Source organism: Achromobacter sp. HZ34 (assembly GCF_002209485.1).
Lineage (GTDB): Bacteria > Pseudomonadota > Gammaproteobacteria > Burkholderiales > Burkholderiaceae_B > Bordetella_C.
On the sequence record NZ_NJIX01000009.1, the window covers coordinates 276771 to 294729 of the forward strand.

General features: G+C 63.6%; 26 protein-coding genes. 1 reads left to right on the forward strand and 25 read right to left on the reverse strand.

All coding sequences use genetic code 11. From position 1 onward, the window contains the following. Positions 1-8: 8 nt before the first annotated feature. The 3 genes from CEY05_RS28630 to CEY05_RS28640 are packed head-to-tail and all read right to left on the reverse strand — an operon-like array spanning position 9 to position 1342. Entirely contained in the window at positions 9-518 is a 510-nt protein-coding gene (locus tag CEY05_RS28630; protein ID WP_088600665.1) for a hypothetical protein, read from the reverse strand. Beyond that, complete coding sequence (locus tag CEY05_RS28635) at positions 496-846, reverse strand: hypothetical protein (RefSeq protein WP_088600666.1); 351 nt, start codon at positions 844-846, stop codon at positions 496-498. Before CEY05_RS28635 ends, CEY05_RS28630 begins: the two co-directional genes overlap by 23 nt. A 4-nt stretch (positions 847-850) precedes the next feature. Further along, positions 851-1342 carry a glycoside hydrolase family protein gene (locus tag CEY05_RS28640; protein WP_088600667.1) on the reverse strand — a complete coding sequence of 164 codons (492 nt, stop codon included), beginning with the start codon at positions 1340-1342 and terminating at the stop codon, positions 851-853. A gap of 74 nt (positions 1343-1416) precedes the next feature. Between CEY05_RS28640 and CEY05_RS28645 the strand changes: the two genes are divergently transcribed. Continuing rightward, positions 1417-2475, forward strand: a complete 1059-nt coding sequence (locus CEY05_RS28645; RefSeq protein ID WP_088600668.1) for an acyltransferase — start codon at positions 1417-1419, stop codon at positions 2473-2475. On the opposite strand, the gene CEY05_RS28650 is transcribed toward CEY05_RS28645, so the two are convergent. The 22 genes from CEY05_RS28650 to CEY05_RS28750 form a co-directional block, all read right to left on the reverse strand. After that, positions 2476-2682 carry a hypothetical protein gene (locus tag CEY05_RS28650; RefSeq protein WP_088600669.1) on the reverse strand — a complete coding sequence of 69 codons (207 nt, stop codon included), beginning with the start codon at positions 2680-2682 and terminating at the stop codon, positions 2476-2478. Positions 2683-2699: 17 nt separating this feature from the next. Then, on the reverse strand, positions 2700-3611 hold the full coding sequence (locus CEY05_RS31140) for a hypothetical protein (RefSeq protein ID WP_143220679.1): 912 nt from the start codon (positions 3609-3611) through the stop codon (positions 2700-2702). 11 nt (positions 3612-3622) lie between these two features. Continuing rightward, positions 3623-4291 (reverse strand): DUF2612 domain-containing protein, encoded by a 669-nt coding sequence (locus tag CEY05_RS28655; RefSeq protein ID WP_088600670.1) that lies wholly within the window; start codon positions 4289-4291, stop codon positions 3623-3625. Between the two features lies 1 nt (position 4292). Next, positions 4293-5474, reverse strand: coding sequence for a baseplate J/gp47 family protein (locus CEY05_RS28660; RefSeq protein WP_088600671.1), 1182 nt, complete (start codon positions 5472-5474; stop codon positions 4293-4295). Next, complete coding sequence (locus CEY05_RS28665; protein ID WP_088600672.1) at positions 5471-5824, reverse strand: hypothetical protein; 354 nt, start codon at positions 5822-5824, stop codon at positions 5471-5473. Before CEY05_RS28665 ends, CEY05_RS28660 begins: the two co-directional genes overlap by 4 nt. 8 nt (positions 5825-5832) lie before the next feature. Beyond that, complete coding sequence (locus CEY05_RS28670) at positions 5833-6531, reverse strand: Gp138 family membrane-puncturing spike protein (RefSeq protein WP_088600673.1); 699 nt, start codon at positions 6529-6531, stop codon at positions 5833-5835. Further along, positions 6524-7447 (reverse strand): hypothetical protein, encoded by a 924-nt coding sequence (locus tag CEY05_RS28675; protein ID WP_088600674.1) that lies wholly within the window; start codon positions 7445-7447, stop codon positions 6524-6526. Before CEY05_RS28675 ends, CEY05_RS28670 begins: the two co-directional genes overlap by 8 nt. Positions 7448-7450: 3 nt before the next feature. Further along, positions 7451-7756, reverse strand: a complete 306-nt coding sequence (locus tag CEY05_RS28680) for a hypothetical protein (protein ID WP_088600675.1) — start codon at positions 7754-7756, stop codon at positions 7451-7453. Beyond that, the gene (locus CEY05_RS28685) at positions 7753-8355 is read right to left on the reverse strand and encodes a phage baseplate protein (RefSeq protein WP_088600676.1); all 603 of its coding nucleotides are present in this window, start codon (positions 8353-8355) and stop codon (positions 7753-7755) included. Before CEY05_RS28685 ends, CEY05_RS28680 begins: the two co-directional genes overlap by 4 nt. Further along, positions 8352-10196 (reverse strand): hypothetical protein, encoded by a 1845-nt coding sequence (locus CEY05_RS28690; RefSeq protein ID WP_088600677.1) that lies wholly within the window; start codon positions 10194-10196, stop codon positions 8352-8354. Before CEY05_RS28690 ends, CEY05_RS28685 begins: the two co-directional genes overlap by 4 nt. A gap of 1 nt (position 10197) precedes the next feature. Next, positions 10198-10380 carry a hypothetical protein gene (locus CEY05_RS28695; protein WP_088600678.1) on the reverse strand — a complete coding sequence of 61 codons (183 nt, stop codon included), beginning with the start codon at positions 10378-10380 and terminating at the stop codon, positions 10198-10200. An 11-nt stretch (positions 10381-10391) separates the two neighbouring features. Continuing rightward, complete coding sequence (locus tag CEY05_RS28700) at positions 10392-10790, reverse strand: phage tail assembly chaperone (RefSeq protein ID WP_088600679.1); 399 nt, start codon at positions 10788-10790, stop codon at positions 10392-10394. Further along, positions 10790-11233 carry a phage protein gene (locus CEY05_RS28705; RefSeq protein ID WP_088600680.1) on the reverse strand — a complete coding sequence of 148 codons (444 nt, stop codon included), beginning with the start codon at positions 11231-11233 and terminating at the stop codon, positions 10790-10792. The genes CEY05_RS28700 and CEY05_RS28705 overlap by 1 nt, the downstream gene beginning before the upstream one ends. A gap of 15 nt (positions 11234-11248) precedes the next feature. Further along, positions 11249-12730 carry a DUF3383 domain-containing protein gene (locus CEY05_RS28710; RefSeq protein ID WP_088600681.1) on the reverse strand — a complete coding sequence of 494 codons (1482 nt, stop codon included), beginning with the start codon at positions 12728-12730 and terminating at the stop codon, positions 11249-11251. Positions 12731-12793: 63 nt separating this feature from the next. After that, positions 12794-13378: a hypothetical protein gene (locus CEY05_RS28715; protein ID WP_088600682.1), complete on the reverse strand. Its 585-nt coding sequence runs from the start codon at positions 13376-13378 to the stop codon at positions 12794-12796. Next, the gene (locus CEY05_RS28720; RefSeq protein ID WP_088600683.1) at positions 13371-13751 is read right to left on the reverse strand and encodes a hypothetical protein; all 381 of its coding nucleotides are present in this window, start codon (positions 13749-13751) and stop codon (positions 13371-13373) included. The genes CEY05_RS28715 and CEY05_RS28720 overlap by 8 nt, the downstream gene beginning before the upstream one ends. 8 nt (positions 13752-13759) lie before the next feature. Continuing rightward, a complete protein-coding gene (locus tag CEY05_RS28725; protein ID WP_233161760.1) occupies positions 13760-14239 on the reverse strand; it encodes a hypothetical protein in 480 nt (159 codons plus the stop codon). Next, on the reverse strand, positions 14236-14619 hold the full coding sequence (locus CEY05_RS28730; RefSeq protein ID WP_088600685.1) for a DUF4054 domain-containing protein: 384 nt from the start codon (positions 14617-14619) through the stop codon (positions 14236-14238). Before CEY05_RS28730 ends, CEY05_RS28725 begins: the two co-directional genes overlap by 4 nt. A 9-nt stretch (positions 14620-14628) precedes the next feature. Further along, a complete protein-coding gene (locus tag CEY05_RS31550) occupies positions 14629-15078 on the reverse strand; it encodes a hypothetical protein (RefSeq protein ID WP_198952933.1) in 450 nt (149 codons plus the stop codon). 10 nt (positions 15079-15088) lie between these two features. Then, positions 15089-16126, reverse strand: coding sequence for a DUF2184 domain-containing protein (locus tag CEY05_RS28740; protein WP_233161761.1), 1038 nt, complete (start codon positions 16124-16126; stop codon positions 15089-15091). 62 nt (positions 16127-16188) lie between these two features. Further along, positions 16189-16674 (reverse strand): hypothetical protein, encoded by a 486-nt coding sequence (locus CEY05_RS28745; RefSeq protein WP_369826010.1) that lies wholly within the window; start codon positions 16672-16674, stop codon positions 16189-16191. Between the two features lie 17 nt (positions 16675-16691). Further along, on the reverse strand, positions 16692-17957 hold the full coding sequence (locus CEY05_RS28750) for a DUF2213 domain-containing protein (RefSeq protein WP_233161762.1): 1266 nt from the start codon (positions 17955-17957) through the stop codon (positions 16692-16694). Positions 17958-17959 lie beyond the last annotated feature (2 nt).

A 17959-nucleotide genomic window follows, 5' to 3' on the forward strand; every position in this document is an offset into this window, starting at 1 on the left:
AGGGGAAATCAGTTGACGTTGAGCCAGTCGGGCACGTCGCCATCGGCGGGTATGCGCGGGTCGCGGTCAGGTATCGGCGGCTTGTAGCCGGGCGGGAATATCTGCTGGACCTTCTGCTCAGCGGCCCGCGCGCGATCGGCCGCGTCCTTTGCGTCGGAGGCGGCCTGTTGCGCCTTGGCCGCTTCCTTTTTTGCTGTCGACGCCGGCGCGGCCATCTGCTCTGCGATCTTGGCCGTGGCCTTGGCAGCATCGCTGGTGGCATCGGCCGCTTGCTTCACGGCGTCGCGCGTGTCCTGCGCCTTGGCGCCGTACTGGTCGCGCACCTGCAGGATCTCCTGCGTGTGGCGCGCCGCCTGAGCCTGGAGCAGGTGCACTGCCTCAATATGGGCGATGGAGTACCCGGTGATGCCACCGGCCACGGCGATAAGCGTGCTGGTGACGCCATTGGTGAAGGCGGCGATCGTCGGCCGATGCTTCGCAAAAAACTGGTAGGCCTTAGCCCTGCTGGTTAGCGACATTCGTCAACCCCCGTTGCGCGAGCTCGCGCGTCAGCAATTCCACCTGGCCGCGCAGCCGGGCAACCTCGCCTCGCAGCTCGCCCAGCTCCAGAACTAGGTCATTCCGCTCCTTGGCGAACATGTCCGCACGTTCCTCCGCGAGCCGGGCCCGCGCCTCGGCCTTTTCCAGAAGGCTGCTCAGCCGCGTCCATCCCTCCTGCACCGCGCTGTTCGCGCTCCTGTCCAGCTTGTTGTTCTTGTAGGTCGTCCAGGCGCTGCTGAGCACCAAGCCAATGACAGCGATCAGGCTGCCGTATCCCCCGATCAGCTCCTGTGCACCAGTTTCCATCCGTTTATGCCCCCAGTTCGCCGCCGGCGCGCGTATAGATCGCGCGCAGCGTCGCCAAGTCCTGCTCGTGCTGGCCATAGCCGGCCCCGGGCAGGCTCGCCCAGATCCTTTTCACTTTCACCACCGCGGCGTCGAAGCGCCCCGCTTGAATGTCCGGGATCGCGCGGCATTCACGGATCTGCTGTATCGCCACGCGGTCCTGGTTCTCGGGAGTGAAGCCGCCTTTCAACTTCAACTGCACCCGGTATGCATCCCAATACCGCGCGAGCAACTGGTACCGGCCGGCCGCACTGGACTTGATGCCGAGTTGCGGCAGGCTCACGAAGATGCGCGGGTGGTCGTCATAGCCCAGGAACGTCTGGCCGCCCACGACGACGTCATAGCCATGGTCATTGGTAGGCTGCCGACCGTTGTCGGTACCTTCCGAATACGCCAGCATGTCCAGGAACGCCAGGACATTTCGGCCGCCGGCCTCTACTGCTGAAATGCGAGCCATGCTTTCTCCAGGCGTAAAAAAACCCGCCGGAGCGGGTTTGGTTTTAGAATTTGCGCAAACTATTACAGCTGACTATGGAAAACCAACGGATTCGATCGCTCGACGGCCTACGTGGAATTTTTGCTGCTGTCGTGATGTGTGGCCATTTTTTCCTGATCTATTACCCGTATGGGCCTGGATATTTTCTCAACCTCGCCCTAGCCGTCCAATTCTTCTTCATCTTGTCGGGTGTGGCGCTTGGCTGCGGCCTTGGGAATCGTATGATCTCGGGCGAATTGCCGTTCTGGGCCTTCGCCCGACAACGCTTCGCCCGCCTTTATCCGATGCACCTGCTATCTATGGCTGCGGCCGGGCTGTTCATCGGAAAAATCTACGGCTCGATCCCATCCAGCGGAAATTTCGTCTTCGATACGGTTGCGAACCTGCTCCTTCTCCAAGCGGTGAGTTTCAGTTGGAACGTCGTGAGCTGGTCCATTTCGACGGAGTTCTGGATCGGCCTGTTGATACTTCCATTCGCCATACGGCGGCTGTCGGGCATGGCGGCCTTGGCGCTATCCATTGGCGCCTACGCAGCGACATTCCTGGTCGTGGGCACCTTTGAGCGTCCTTTCTATCCCATCGCCCCACATATCAACTCCGCAGCGCTCAGCACGGCCGCAGGCCTCCTTGCCGGCGTCGCCGTGTACCGCTTGCTCAGTGCTTCACCCGCGGGCATCAACACGCGCTGGCGCTCTTGGACCCCAGCCATTGAAGGTTTTCTGCTGGTTGTGATTTTGGTGACGATTATCTGGGGTAGTCGTGGATATCAGGAAATCATCGCATTGTCCTGTATGCCGATTCTCATCTACCTATGCGCAACCTCTGGCAGCGCAGTGGCAACGGCGCTATCTTCCAAGCCCATGAACTGGCTTGGATCCGTAAGCTATTCCCTCTACCTGATCCACCTACCGCTTCTCGGCGCGCTCAAGATGACAGGCCTGGACAGGATTCCGTTCTGGCCACGTTTCGCGCTATTTTGCGCAGTAGCACTCGTGGTATCTCAACTGCTGGCGCGATACATTGAGGTTCCGCTATATCGGCGTTTGCGTGGGTCGACGCAAACGCCAACGTCGCCGTTAATTGCTGCCCGCTGATCAGGGCGTAATGGGCGGAAGGAAGGTCGCGCCGTCATAGGTCCAGGACTGCTCCGGACGGGGCGACACATTCGTGATGTCGACGAGTTCCTTGACGAAATCGGGGTGATACCGCTGTTCGACTGGAATTTCATCACCGTTTTCGTCAGTCATCGGCGTGATTATTTCGATCACAACCCCGTCAATGACGTAAGCGTAGTAGTGCATATTTCGCTCCTGTCAGATCAAGAAAATTCGAACACGACGACGAGGCCTGCGCCTCCAGCACCGCCCGGGGTGGCCGCACTGGACACCCCGTTCAAGCCGCCGCTTCCACCACCACCGTTCGTCCCAGCGGTGGCGCTTCCAGGGGCGGAGTAACCCTGACCTCCAGATCCAATTGGGTTGCTGCCTCCCGCGCCAATGAATGAACCTGCAGCCGAAATTAGGCAGGCTTGTCCGCTTATGCCAGGTGTGGCAAGGATATTCCCACCGGAAGGGGCCGTTGAGTTAAGGCCGCCGGCGCCAGAAATGTTTGTGGACCCGCTCGATATCTGGGTCCCGATAGAGCCACCACGCCCCCCTGGGCAGGTGACCAAAGCCCCGAACGATGTGGTACCACCCGCTCCCCCGGGTGCCCCAGCTGCGGCCGTGCCGCCCGCACCGATCGTAATTGCAACGCCGCTGAAACCCGAAGTGAAGCGCGCTTTCGCATACGCACCAGAACCACCAGAACCGCCGCCGGACGACGTAGAGGCAGTCGTTGCTATCGCACCCGCGCCGGCGCCACCGCCGCCGACGACCTCAACGATGATCGACTTGGTTCCAGCGGTGGGCGTGTAAGTGCCGTTCGCGGTGAAGGTGCGAATCGCCAGAAGCCGGCCTGGCGCAGCGCTCAACAGGGCCGCGGAGAACTTGGCCTGCAGGGCCGCTAAATCGCCATCGTCCAGCACATCCTGCGCGAGCGTGTCGGACGTGAACTGGGCAATCATCGCTGCAATGACAGACGACTGGCGCCAAGTCTTGTTCAGCTGGTTGGACTTTGCCACGCCAGCAGAGAAACCAGCAACGCGAGCGGCCAGGGCCACGTAATCCGCCTGAGCGATGACGTTCGAGCCAGCCCCGGTGCCGAAGGGGAGATAATCATTGGTTGCCACAGAAGCTCCTTTCAGCTTGCATATAGCCCACCCCAGACCCCGGTGTCGAAGCCTGAGATGTACTCGTTGCTGACGTCGAACCCGAAGAGCGGGCCGTCAATGTTGGGGACGATGTAATAGTTAACGCGCACGCCTTCGGGCTTGATTGGGATGTAGCCGCCGGTGAGCAGCGCCAGGAAGATTGCAGTCGGCCGCGTGCCGGCTACTCCGATATCGATCGACATATCGCCGTTGTCCTGGATGAACACGTAGGTGCCGGTCCCTCCGAAGATCAGGTTCAGGATCTGGGCCGACCCTTCGAGCGTCCCGTCCCAATGATTTGCCCCGATCTTCGCGCGAATGAGGAGGCGGTACGTGTCGTCGTCCAGCGACGTGACGCCGCTATCTGGGTCGAATGGCCCTTGCCAGACGCCTTGATCAAAGCCGAGGCCGTCGATGTCGAACGAGAAATAGACGCCGGTCAGCAGCGTCTGCACATTGCGAGAGATACCGACCCATTCGCCCACAGCATCGAGTTGTTTCCCGATAGCGGAGTCGAGGTCGTAGGCGGTGACCATCTGACCAAAGACAGCCTGGGCGTCGACAAAGCACTGCGACACCGCGCCGACCATGGCCGAGAAGTTGGGCTTGTCGCGATGCTCCGCCGTGATGAGGTCGAGGTATTTATCAACGTCCGCCATATCAGGTCACCGTGAGGGTCACGCCGGCCACGGTCATGGTGGCCGCCTGGTTGAACGCAAGCGGCACATCAGGAGCGCCGGCACCGCCTGGCCCGTTGAGCGTGAGGGACGCCATCTTGAACGTCACACCGCCGCCGATCGAGTTGGCTGCAGTGATGGCATCGCCCCACTCCACGGAACCGCTTTGGCCGCCACCGATCTCCACGCCGTTCACATAATCGGCGATCGCCTGTTTGATGGCATCGCCCACGGCCGTGGTGTAGCCCGTCAGCGCCTTGATCGTCACGGCTGCCGTGATGGTTACGGTCGTCGGCCGGAAGAATTTAATCGGGTGCGCGATGCCGTAGATGTCGATCACGGTCTCGGTCGTCGTTCCATAAGTGCCAGTGCCTGGCGTCTTCTTCGCCGCGATAGCCTGAGCGATCTCTTGCGCATCGCCGCCGTCCACGACCAGGGAAATACTGTGCGACGGGATACCGTTCGAGTCCGTTGCGTTCGTGTCGTTCTCGTACGCCCGGTACCGCGCCACGCCATCGACCGCTGCGACGGCACCGACGGTACCATCCAGCACCGTCCGGGAGGGGAGAGCGACAGATACGGTCTGCCGCTGCCGCAGCACCGCGTCAGTCTCCACCGGCTGGCCGGGAGTGGCCGCCGCCGGGTTTGTGACGGTCTGCCAGCCGCGCGTCGGCGTGGCGATCTTGGTCAGCGTGCCAGCGGTTGCGCTGACGGCGCCGATGGTGTCGCACGTTGCGGTGACGGTGATCTCGCCGGATAGCGGGACCAGCACAGACGCCGGCAGGCTCCAGCGGTTTAGGAGCTGCGCGTCCTGGATAACGCCGTCGGTAATGATGGTGCCTGCCTGGCCGACGATCACGACATCGCATGTCGAGAAGGACGCCGCCGCCCGCGCGATGCCGTTGATCTTGACGTTGCTGGAAAGCGCCGCCCCCTGGCCGCTGGACGGGCTGAACGACGTGAAGACCTGGATGGCGGCGTTGTTCGTGTCGTTGATCGCCATCGCGATGATCGACAGGAACTGGCCATCCTGACTGTCGGGCTCCAGGTACACGTCCGCCCCGTAGATCGCTTGGAACTGCGCCTTCAAGAAATCCAGGATGTCCTGGTACGACGGCGCCGTGATGCCGGTGGCGGATATGACCGCGGCGGTGCTGGTGATCATAGTGTCGTCGTGATGGTGGTTTGCCCGTAGGCGGTGCTGATGGTGGCAGCGACGGATACGGAGCGCTTGTCGGCGTCCCTGCTGCTCGAATAGGCGTCGATCTGGGTAACGCCCGGGGTATCCAGGATTCGCGCCTGGATGACGCTGTCATAGCTGTCCTGCGTGTACTTTCCCAGGACGTCGGTGCGCCAGGGCGTTCCCTCGGTGTTATCGAGGAACCACTGGCCGGTGAACAATTCCAGGCGCGTCAGCACTGCCTGGGCGACCGCTTCAGGCACGTCGCGGTAGAAGTCGGCCTGCTGCTGGCCGAAGGAATAGTCTCCGTCGGCCGTCAGTTTTCGATATCGCATTGCCGCTCCTATACGACGGTGCCGGAATTGGAACTTCCCGTCTGCACGCCCCCGTGGCGGTGCGTGTCATCGATGCGTTTGCCGTTCGCCGTCAACGTGCCGGTCAGGTTGAAGTTCCCCGTCATGGAAACGTCCGAAGCTCCGCTTTCTGCGGCGATAAGGCCTATGGTCGGCGCCACGACGTTGAAGCCGCCTGGCGCGACGATATTGACTTGGCCGGCGGCCGGGACCAGTTCGACGTATGACAGGCCATCATCCGCGCGAAGCTGAACTGCGTCGGTGCGGACGCTCCCGATCATCTTTGCCTGGGAGAATGGGCCCACCAGCGCGAAGCCGTCCGCCATGTCATGCATGCGTGGCTCGGTCGGCGCCTGCACGTGCCCGGACTGCCACCAAGCATCGATCGCGCGCGCGGAGAAGATGACGATGCACTCGTCGCCCTCGGCGATGGGGAAGGTGAGCGTGCAACCGCCGCCACGCGGAAAGCACACCGGCACGTCGGGCAGCAACGGGTATTCGATTGCCGACACGCTGCCGTCCGGCGCCTGCTGTACGCCTTGGATTGCGGGCTGTACTGTTACGGTCCCGTTCGCCGGGTCGTAGCTCTGCACGATTGCCGGCAAGGACGTCCAGACGCCCGCGCGCATGCCCCGGAACGCCGCGCGCAGCGCTTCTTCCGGATCGTCGTACCGTTCTCGGCTATCCATTCACAAATCCCAGTAGTGCGGCATTCGGCGGCCCGGGGTCGTCCCGCGCCAGGCAGACGATCTCCGAATACCATTCCTGCCCGCGCGTGTCGCCGATGTGGTTCACGGCCAGCACGCGGTAAAAGCCGTCGGCGTCCGTTTCCGGCACGAAATTGATCGCCGTGTAGTCGACCGATATCGCCGCGTCCTGGATGGATGCGTTATCCAACTGAATGAGCCGGCCCGGCGCGATAGCGGGGTTGAGGAGGCACCGGACGCCGATGCCGCCATTGAGGTTCTTCTGAGGCATGCCGACCATGCCGGTCTTGGACGTCAAGACGGTGGCATCGCCGTCGATGTACCCGTACAGCGGCACGATGTTCAGCTTGCCATCCTGCACATACCAACTGCTGTTCAGCGCCTGCGCCAGGATCTGCAGTTGGTCGCGAACCATGCCAAACATGGGCTTGCCGCGCGCCCCCTGCACACTGGGGAATGGCGGGGCGAAGCCAGCGACGATGCCATACGGCTTCATGGCCTTGAGGAGCGCCTGATAGACATCCTGCTGCGTCCAACCTGCCGCCAGCGTGGTGTTGATCACGCCGAAATTGAACGCCTGGTCGCCGTCCGCGGCTACCACATCCAGGTATGTCGATAACGGATCTTCCCGGCCCACTCGCTTCTGCACGATTTCGCCCTGGAAGATTGAACTCATCGTCCCTGGGTATCCAGCCTGCAGTTGAACCCGCGTGAACTCCTTCTCGATCCGTTGCGCCGTCTTCGCCGCCAGGTTGTTGACCCTGATGACTGCACTGTGGGGCGTCCTGATGTCGCCTCGGGTAACGGTGAACCGCACCCGCATTTGGGATAGGTCCAAGCCATTACCAGCGTCGTCTGCCACGATCAGCGACACTTGGCGCAACCACTGAGCGGTCATGCGCTACTCCGTCACGAAATACAGTTTCCCCTCGGTGCCGAGGCCGTCATAGTCAGGCACCGCCGCAATATCGCCGTCTACAAGGACGATCAGGCGGCCGCCGATGCCCAAGTAGCTGTACTGGCCCAGCAGATCTACGCCGGTGACCAGGGGAATTCCGGACACCAGGGGCAGGGATGTCGCATCAGCGATATCCAGCACCCAGCCCGTGCCGCTTCGCCAAGTCAGCGCCATGCTGTACACCACGCCCGCCAGGGTGATGGTGAACCGCTGGGAGTCAGAGGAGAGGGGGATCTCGTAAGCGGTCATAGTCCAATCGCTGCGCCGATCGAGCCGGCTTTGTACAGAATGCTCTCGTTCGCTGGCTGGGGCTGCTTGACGCCCGAATCTATCGGCGGCGCCGTGTCGACGGGATAGGCCTGCGTCACCTTCGGGGGCACCTTGACGGAGGTCACCTGAACGATGATGACCTGCCGCAGCGCTGCCTGGACCATCAGCGAGCCGTTGGTCTTCTCGTCGGTCGTGACCTGCATCGACTGAATCAGCATGTTCTTGTAGGCCCGCCGCTTCGTGATCACATCGAAGGGCTCGCGCGTCGCCTGCAGATCCAGAAGACGCCGGTACACCTCATCCACGCTGAGCAGCGTGCCGTTCTGGATGGCGTCCTGGACCGTATCCAGGATGTCGCGGGAACTGGACCACCCGTATCGGATGACCAGTTCGGCCGGCAACTTGAACGCATGGTCCGAGATGGCCGCGCCTTGCTCGACCGGGTGATCCGTAATGGCCACCTGATCGCGATGCACCTCCTCGACGGCAACCTGCGGGATGACCGGGCCCAGCGCGCGCGGCGTGCGCAGGAAAATGTCGGAGAGGATATCGCCGACCAGCAGAACGTCACCGATCATTGCACCGCTCCCTTGAGGTTGCGCACCAAGCGCTCATTCACCGTGTTTTGCTCGCGCGCCACCGCCTGGCCGGCTGCCTGCGGGTCGTCGACTCCGTGGATATTGATCTCGGTTTTCTGGCTGATCTGCGCTCCGGCGCCCCCGCCAATCAGGCCTGAGGAGCCGATGGCGTCGTCGATCTGCCCGCGGCTGTAGGGGTTGTATCCGTTCTCCTTCTGGATGATGCCCCGCATCAGCATCGAGAGAGCAGCCGGGTCGGTCTTGACGTCGAAGTGCTCGTTCGGGTCAATCCCCATAAATCCAGAGAGGAATTGGATATAGCCGTCGGTGTCGTTTTCGCTCCGAGGCGCATACTTTTCCATCAAGCCTCGGATGGTGTCCAGCCCGCGTGAGCCATCCAGGCGAAGCTGGTTGGCGAGGGCCTGTAGACCTTCGCGCGCTGTCTTCCACTTGGCAAACCTGGCTTTGTCGTGATCCTCCAGCGAGGCGCCAGGCTGTCCGATGTAATTGAGGTTTCCCGGGTTGTTGTTCCGGATGCCCCGCGCGTCACCGGATGCCGGAGCGGTAGTGTTCTCTCCCTCGGGCGCGGCGCCGTTTCGGGCACGACGCTCGCGGATGATCTGCATCGCGCCGGGCCCATCTCCCGATAGGAACCGCTCGACGATGTTGGCGATGTCCTTCGCTTCCTGGATCGAGCTGTCGACGTACTTCTTCGTGTCGTTGAACCCAAGGAACTTCGCCAGCTTCTCAAGTGCGCTGGCCAGCTTATCGATCGCAGCGACGGCCTCGTCGATCTCCTTGGTCCAGTTCCCCCAATCGATAAGCGATTTCCCGCCGTTCTTCCAGACCTGGTAGTCGTCGAACAGCAGGGCCAGCGCGCCGGCTAGCGCCAGGATGCGCCCGACGGGCGACATGGATACGAGCAGGCTGAAGGTGCGCCATCCGGCAGCGAGTAGGGCGATGGTCTTCAGCAGATCCTTGGATGCTTGGTCGGCACCCTGGAACCATTCGGCAACGGCCCGCCCGGCCTGCGCAATGCGCTGGACGATCGTGATCAGGATATCCCCGACCTTGATCACGAACTGCGCAACCTTGACGATCGCGGCGCTGATCTCGTCGAAGTTTGAGACCAGCCACTCGCGGAAGCGGCGAATCTGATCCGATAGGCCGCCGGCCAGTTCGGAAGCGGCTTTCTTGAACAGGATATCCGCGGCACCGCCCAGGGTCCGCAACTCGACCATGAAGCCGTGTGCAGCCTTGGCCGCCTGGTCGGAATCCAGGTGCGCGGCATGGAGCATGTCGCGGTACTGCTTGCTAAACTCGCCCAGACCCTGCTGGAGCGCCATCAGCGTGCGCTCGTCGATCCCGAGGAAATCGGCGTATGCCTTGGCCCTGTAATAGGGCATTTCCTTCAGGCGTGCGCCCAGGTCGGTGAGGATATCGCCGGTGTCGCGCAGCTGGCCGTTGGCCGTCTGCGTTTGGACGCCCAGGTTGTTCAGGAACGACGCGGCGCCAGGCGACGACCGCATGAAGCGGCCGATGGACTCGACCGCGTCGCGCGCGCCGGCGCCGAACTGCCGGGCAGCGAAATCCAGGGCCTGGATGGATTCGACCGATGCCTTACTGCGCTGGGAGGCGAAATAAAGCTGCTCCAGGCTATCCGACATCTTGGCGACGCCGGCCACCACCGCGGTGGCAGCGGCCGTGGTCGCAGCGCCCAGCGCCACTGCCTGAACCGTAGCGGCGCCGATAGTGTCGACAAAGCGTTTCTGGCCCTTCTCGTCGATTTTGAAGCCGAGCCCGACCAGGAACTCCTTGATCACGTCTGCACTGGCTGCCATATCATTTCTCGGTCATGCGCCGCGCGAGCGCCTGGTTTTCTTCCATCACGTCCAGCGCGTCATTCATGAGCGCAATGTCGGCCAGGTCGACGGCGCCCGATTTCAGGCTTTCGAACTGGCATAGCCCCTTGATGACCGGGCGCAGCAGCCAGTCTTCACCACCTGGAAGCGATTCCCAGCGCACTCCCGATTCCCCTATTTGGCGGGGACGCTCGCGGGGAGTGCGCCGAAAATATTTCCCAGGTTGTCCTGGATGACCTTGGCGGCGATCTGCATCATGGCGCCGACGTCGATGTCATCGAATGCGATCTGGCCAGAGCGCCAGACGGGCGCCCAGGTGGTGGCATCCGTCTGCCGGCTGACCACGCCCAGGCAGGCGCCCATGACGTATTCAGCATCAGCGTCCGGCATTCGCGCGACGGCGTCGGCAAGCGGCGCCAGGGCCTGGGCAAAGTCGTCTTTCGACGGAGCATTTCCGCCGAGAGCGGCCACCAGCCCGGTGAGGGCCGGCGCGACCCGCCGCGCGACGTGAAACTGCTGCATTGCGCTCAGGCGGCCGGAGCGGTAATTCACGCCTTTGATTGCGAATTCCATCAGTTGTAAGTCCCCAGGTTGCGGTCGATCTTGCCGGCGTCGAACTGCCATTCGACGATGCCGCCGTCCTTCGCATAGGTCAGGTCGGGAGCGCGCTTGAACGCGACGCCGCGGCAGATGGCGATATCGCCGGAGGCGGAGTTCCGCACGGTGATGACGTTCTTGCCGTGCAGGAGGCTGGACAGCGTCTGCGCGTCGTACTGGATCATCAGCGCCTGGTTGATCGGGCTGGTCTTGAGCAGCCGGATTGTGACCAGGCCCGACTTGTCGGCGTGCAGGCTGTGCATGAACTCGCCGTCCGATCCCACCGTCATGGTGTTCTTGTCGGCGGCCGGCGCGATGGTAATGCCTTCCTCGGCCGTGGCGGCGCCATAGCCGAAGTTGACCACGCCGGTCGGGCCGGCCAGCGTGGCCTGGACGTCGGTGAACGAATAGGTTGCCATGTTGGGCGGCTCCGATTACCGGTTGAAGTTGGCGATCACGTCGACGCTGTGGATGGCGCCGGCGAATTTGAATGCGCCCTGGATGACCGGGGCCTTGCGGGCCTCACGGTCGGCCTGCGATTGCGTCGACACGGGCGGCGCGTACAGGTAGTACCCGGCGCTCAGGGTGTCGCCCGTGCTCAGGTTGCCGAAGCCGTCGGCGTTCCAGACGCCAGGGGCGACCAGGCCATTGGTGACGGCTTGGTCCGAAGCCTGGGCGGCCACCGTGAGCAGGTCGTTCACGCCCGCGTCTGTCTGCGGGATCTTGGTAGTGCTGGTGTAAAGCCGGTTGTAGAGGGCGGTTTGCAGGTAGTTCTGGAACCAGTCGGTACCGTGGACCTCGTCGAAGAAATAGCCGTTGGCCATTACCCCTTGCTCGATGATCGCGGTGTCGTTGTCGTAGTTCACGAATACGTTGCAGTTCTTGCCCTCCAGGGCATTCGCCTGGGTCGTGGTCAGCGTCTCCGCCGTCACTCCCGGCTCCTGCTTGAACTTGAGCGTGATGGTGGTCTTGTTGCCCAGGAAGTTGACCGTGAAGGCGCGGCCGTACATCGACGCGGCAGCATAGGGGCTGGAGGCCGAGTACTGTGAGAACGTCCGCTTGTACTTCGCCGCCTGGAGCCGGCTGGCGATGTCAGTCGTGATCGTCTGGTCCAGCACCGCGGTCGACTGCGTCGTAACGCCGTAAATGCGCGTGGGGGAGGCGGCCTCAATGTAGGCAGCGACTTCCATGTGTGCATCGTCGGTGATGCCGGTGGCAGCGGCCAGCAGGCCATACCAGTCATTCGACATGTCGGCCAGTTTCTGGACGGCGGACAGGTACGTCTCCGCGGCGATGCCGGCGACGGGCACAGCGGACTGCGCCTGGGTCAGGCCCAGCAGCGCGCTGACGTCCGTGCCGGTGGTCGGCGCGGTAGCCCAGCCCACTGCCGACGTGGCGCCGGTGGTGCTGCTGGTGACCACGAAGCGGCTATTCACGCCGTCCCAGGCCACGGTAGCGCCGGTCAGTACCGAATTGATTTCCGACGCCACGCCGTTCAGGTTGGTGGCCTCGCTGAAGTCCAGGCCGGATACCGTCTTGTCCGCGCCGTCGACGGTGATCTTGAACGCGCCGTCGTCGATGCCCGTGAAATTGCTCAGGGCCTGCTGGGTCGGGTTCAGGATCGCGCCGCGCAACAGGCCGGCGGTAGCCGTCTGCGCCCAGCGGCCGATGAACAGCTGATTGGGCTGTGGGGACTGGGCGAAGAAGAGGGCGGCGGCCAGGTACTCCGGAGCGGTCGTGCCAAAGTCGTTGGCGACGTCGTCGATACCCTCGTACTCGCGGATTCGCTCGTTGATGTCGATCACGGGCGACGAGCCGGCAATCAGCAGCGCGCCGAAGTCACGGGTGCCGGCGGCGAGCGGCGACAGGACAATGTCGACGCTCACGATGCGGCTGATGGAAAGCCCTTTGCTCATGGATGGCTCCGGAAAAGAAAAGGCCCGCTCGATGGCGGGCCTGGAATGGTTCTGGTTGTGCTGCTACGGGACGGTGACGTCTGCGCTCGGCCCGCTGTCGGACTGGACTGAGGCCTCGGCGGCCAGCAGGTTCAGCACCGGGTAGGTGCGGCGGATGACCCGCCTGAACTTCATGGGTACGTCATAGCGGCGCTGCCACTGCTCATTGACCAGCTCGGGTACCGCGAAGGCGTCGGTGATCTCGATCAGTTTGATTTCGTGCTGGGCGATCGCCTCGCTGTTCTGCGGGATGTAGGCGCCGTCGGCCAGCAGGCCACCGTATTGCATCGCGTGCGGCCCGTAGAACGTCACCAGGACGTCTATCTCCTGGTGCCGCGTGTATTGATCCTGGCCGTCCCCAGTCTGATCGTGCTGGATGGCCGGGTAGTCTTGGGCGCGCGTGCGCGGGGTGACCCCCACAGCGCACCAGTCAACGGTCGGCCCGGGCGTCTGCGGGACGGTGGGCTGCCAGCGCGGACGCACCATGGCGCCCGGCAGACCGGTGAGTCCCCGGATAAATGCCTGGAACACCAGGTCAAGGTCCAGGTCGTCCAGCGGGATAGGGCTGGTCGGCGTCAAGTATCCGCCGGTGGCGGAGGTATTAGCCATTTCCCGCCCCCTGGACCGGAATCAGTGTGCAGTACGCCTCGACGAAGCCGGCGCCGTATCGCGAGTAGTTGTTGACGTTCGTCACCGTGTACCGCGAGCCATCCCAAGTCACGACGTCGGCATCAATGCCGGGCGCGCTCTCCACCAGACGGAACTTGGTGCACACCAGGATCGAGCCCTTCACGCGTGAACCTGTCGCCATGCGCTCCAGGATGTCGCCAGAATCACTGGTCACCACGCCGATGAATGGCGTATCGGTGCCGACGTTGGTAGCCAGGCCGTCGTCGCCCACCGTCTGAACGTTGCGCGTGCAGACGAGCGAGTCGAAGAAGTCCGGATCGAGCAGGACATCGGTGACATCGAGGAACGGCATGGATGACCCTATTTCTTGCGGATCACGTAGGTGACCGAGTTGCGAAGCTGCCCGGTATCAAGCAGCGGCTTTTCACCAGTGCGGCCGCGCTTCTTACGCTCGGCAAGGGTGTAAGGCGCCAGCGGCACGAACGGGCCGTCCTGGATCTTGGCGCGCACGGAGTTCTGCGCCTTCAGCCCAGCCCGTACCATCGATCGCTCGACACCCGCAGGATTGCCGTCCAGCGCTGCCTTGGCGCCGCCCCGGAACTCATCCAGGATCTCGTCCTGGACATTCTGGACCCCCGGCACGAGGAATGGCCGCGCCGGGATGTTCGCTGCCGGGCTGCCGTTATCCAGGATGTATCCGATCTGCGCATTGGAGAGCGGCGTGTCTTCCTTGCGCTCGGGCGCGCTGTCAGGGATGCCAACCAGCACGTCCTTTTTGACCAACTCGGCCATGGATGCCAGTACCTGGGCCAGCCTGTCCGCGGTGACGGTCATGCTCATAGCTGGACACCGCCGGCGCCGATCATGCGCGCGTAGAACAGCAGCTGCGTGCCGTAGGTGGTGGAGTTCCAGAAGCCGCCGTCCTCCAGGGTCACCGCGCCGGCATCGTAGCTGGCACTGACCTTGTCGACGGACTTGGCCGTCATGGGGCCGGTCACCGCGCCAGGTGTGCCCCCAGCCTCCGAGGTCTTGCTGTTCTTGCCGGCCAGCGCGAGCTGGTGGGCAATGAACAGTTCGACGCCGAACGGCCAGAGCGTTCCCCAGCGGCACTCCGGGAGCAGCGATTCCGCCAGGGCGCCGAAGAACGTCACCTGACTGTCAGGGTAGACCGTCGTGTCGGCGAACTCCGGGAAGTCCTGGCGGAACTTGGCTGCATCCATGGTCGATCCTTACTTGTTGCCTTTGCTGGTGCCCTTGGCTTCGGTGCCACCGGCATTCTGCTGGGACTGCTCGCGGGCGGCAAGCGCCTGTTCGCGGCCATCCAGTTCGGCCTGGCGCGCGTCGAGTGCCTTGTCGCGTTCGCCAGCGGCGGCTTCACTCTTGCCGACGGCATCCTCACGCGCCTGGATGTCGGCTTCCTGCTTGTCCAGGACGGCCGCTCGGGCGTCAAGATCGCCGGTGCGGGCGACGAGCGCCTTTTCCTGCGCTTCCAGCTCCGCAATCATCGCGTCCGCCGCCGCGCTGGTATCAGGGTCGCCCTGGGGCTCGTCGCCCGTGTGCGCCTTGGTGTACCAGTGGCTGGCGATGTCGGCCGCCACGGTGTGGTTGCCGATGGGGAAGAAGTGCTTCTCCCCGCCATGCTGCAGGTTGAACGCCGTGTGAACGTAGATCTTCGGCATGCCGTTCTCCTTAGATGCCGTCGCGGTAGCCCAGCGTTTCAGGGTAGACGAACTCGACGGCGCCAAGGCGGCCGAAGTAGGTCGTCAGCTGATAGATGCTGCGGTACTCCAGGGGAGTGCGCTGCAGCGGTACCAGGGGGAAGCGCACGCGCTGCTGGTCCTGCGTGTAGGCGACCATGCGGTTGGCGTTGCTCGCGCCGCGCTGGTACAGCCACTTCAGCGGCTGGATGTCCAGGGGACGGCCGTTGACGCTGTTGGCCAGGCTGTTCTGGCGCAGGAATTCCAGGACCGAGATATTGCCCGCGCTGGATACCAGCGTGCCGACCAACTTCGAATACTGGACGGGCGGCAACAGCAGTTTGCTCGGGCAGATGGCGTAGCCGGAAGCCGCCCAGGTGCTGTTGATGAGTTCGTTGACGTCGTCCAGCATCTGCTGCGGGGTGGCCGTGGACCAGCTACCCGTCTGCGCGTTGGACGAGTTCGTGACCTTCGGGCTGTTCACCAAACCGTACAGACCCAGCGTGGAGTCACCGATGTAGACCTGCTCATCGATGTCCATGTTGTGCTTCAGCTGCATGCCTGCGTATTTCTGCTGGTCGACGGGGCGGCCCAGCTTCTGCGCGGACTCCAGCTCGGGGATGGTCCAGCCCAGTTCCATGCCCCACAGGGTCAGGGGGCTGGCCGTCTTGCCGATATCCAGGGCCAGGCCTTGGATGGAGTTGGCATCCTTGCCGATCCAGCTCTTACCGGTGGGCGACGGGCCGCCGGCCGCGGCGAAGCTGGAGTTGGTGAAGGACGAGGTCTCATCGGCGATCGAGACGTCCTCGCGCAGATCGATGTCACGCGACCAGGTCACCGACGCCAAGGGGGCGTGCAGGGTCTGGTCCAGGCGTTCCAGTTCACCGATCAGGAAGGCGCCGGCCGAGTCGATGGTCTGCCGGTCGAAGGTCATCATCTGGTCCTTCGTGCGGGCGCGGATGAGGCGCGCGGTGGCGCCCATCGATGCCGCTGCCATCACGGCCGCCAGTTCGCGTTTGCTGTGGTTCATGTTTGCTCCGTAGGGGCGATAAAAAAGCCGCCCGAAGGCGGCCTGGTTCCCGTGATGGGGGATCAGTTGCGGAAGGAGATTTCGACGTTGCCGTCGGCGTCAGCGGCGGAGGTGAAGACCGCGGCGATGGCGACCGTGTTGGTCGTGTCGGATGCGCCTTCGAAGCCGCCCAGGGGCTTGCCCGAGGCGGCACCCGCGACGCGCACGTACACCTGGCCGCCGGCCGCCACGGTGGCGCCGCCGTTCAGCTTCACGGTCATCCAGCCGCGGCGCATGCAATCGCCGGGGCCAGAGGTGGGCGGCGTGGCGGTGCCGAGGCCGTCCGTGCCGGAGTTGGTGGGATAGGGGCGCGCCAGCACGCCGTACGCATCAGCGGCGGTTTCACCACCAGCGAACGGCACGAACTTGCCGCCGGACATCTTGCCGACCAGGCCGTAGGCCGTGAAAGCCGCCGCGGAGTTCAGAATCTGGGTCTCGACGACCGAGTTTTCCTTGCGGCTGATATCGCCCGGGATGCCGGACGGCATGCGATAGAGGTATGCGACCATGATGAGTGGATCCTTGGTTATTTGCCCGTCCGGGCGTCCCAGAACTTGCGGTTCTGATCGTTGATGCTGGCCACCGTGGTGGCGCGGCCGAAGTCCCGCGTGCTGATGCCGCTGCGCGCGCCGGAGGTGTTGTTCTGGTGGCGGCGCAGGGCGGCGGCGCCGTTGAAGATTGTGGCGACGGCGCTGGCGTCCATCGTGCCGAACTCCGGCGCGCGACCAGCGAGGAAGACGTCAATCGCCGCGCGGCCAGCGTCGGTGCCGTAGGCGGTATCGAGGGCCTTGCGTTGGCAAGCGCAGATCGCATCAGCGGTCTTGGTCTTGCTGTCGTGGGTGGGCAGCTTGATGCCGGGGGCCAGGATCTCGGCGTTGGATCGGACGGTAGCCATGTCGCCGGTGTAGGTTTCGCCCTTGGCTTCCGTGTTGGCCTTAGCTTCCTCGGCTTCCAGGACGGTGTCCTTGGTTTTGTTCTCGTCCTCGTCGTCCTTTTCCTTGGCGGCCGCTTCCATGTCGCCGACGCGCTTGTTCAGGGCGTCGAGCGTCTTGAGGATCTTGCCCAGCATGACCGAGTCGCCGGTTTTGCCCGACTTGTCGTCCTTGTCCTTGTCGTCGTCTTCGTCGCCTTCAGCATCCGTGGTGTCGGCCTCTTTCAAGGCTTCTTCCATCGCTGCTTCGTCCTTGCTCTTGAAGGCAGCGCGAAGCTTGTCCATCCAGGTTTTCTTTGCCATTTCCGGTTCCTTATCTCCGATTGCGCAACGCGGGCCACAGCGGCCACGCTCTACCAGCGCCACATGGTTGCCGATGATGTTGCGCTGTACCCCGCGCCCGGGTTGAATCTGTTCGTAGTCCGCGTCGTACCCGCAGGAAACCTCCCGCAGGCCGGCGCGCACCGCATCAATGGCCGACCGATCGGTGATCAGCATGTCGGCCAGGATGTAGTCGTCGTCCAGCCCGTCGCCGCGGCGGACGTTGCGGGTGATGCCGACGGCCAATTGCCGCCAGGTCTCCGGCGTCACGAAGTCTGCCGGGTGGTCCATGGTGACCGGCTTGCCCTCGAAGCTCGCCATGGTCTCGGCCCGGAACACCTCGTCGGCCGTGCGGTCGACGTGGATGATGCCGTCGCTGCCGGTCTCCACCGGCACCTCGCCAGCCGCGTAGAGCAGCTCTCCGGTGCGCGCGATAGGGACGCCCTCGCAGAGGAGAAAGCCTTCATTCGTCATGGACTGCCGCGCGCCCAGGCGCTCGACCGTGTACAGGCCGCTGGCCATGCGGTCAGTGGTGTGCATGC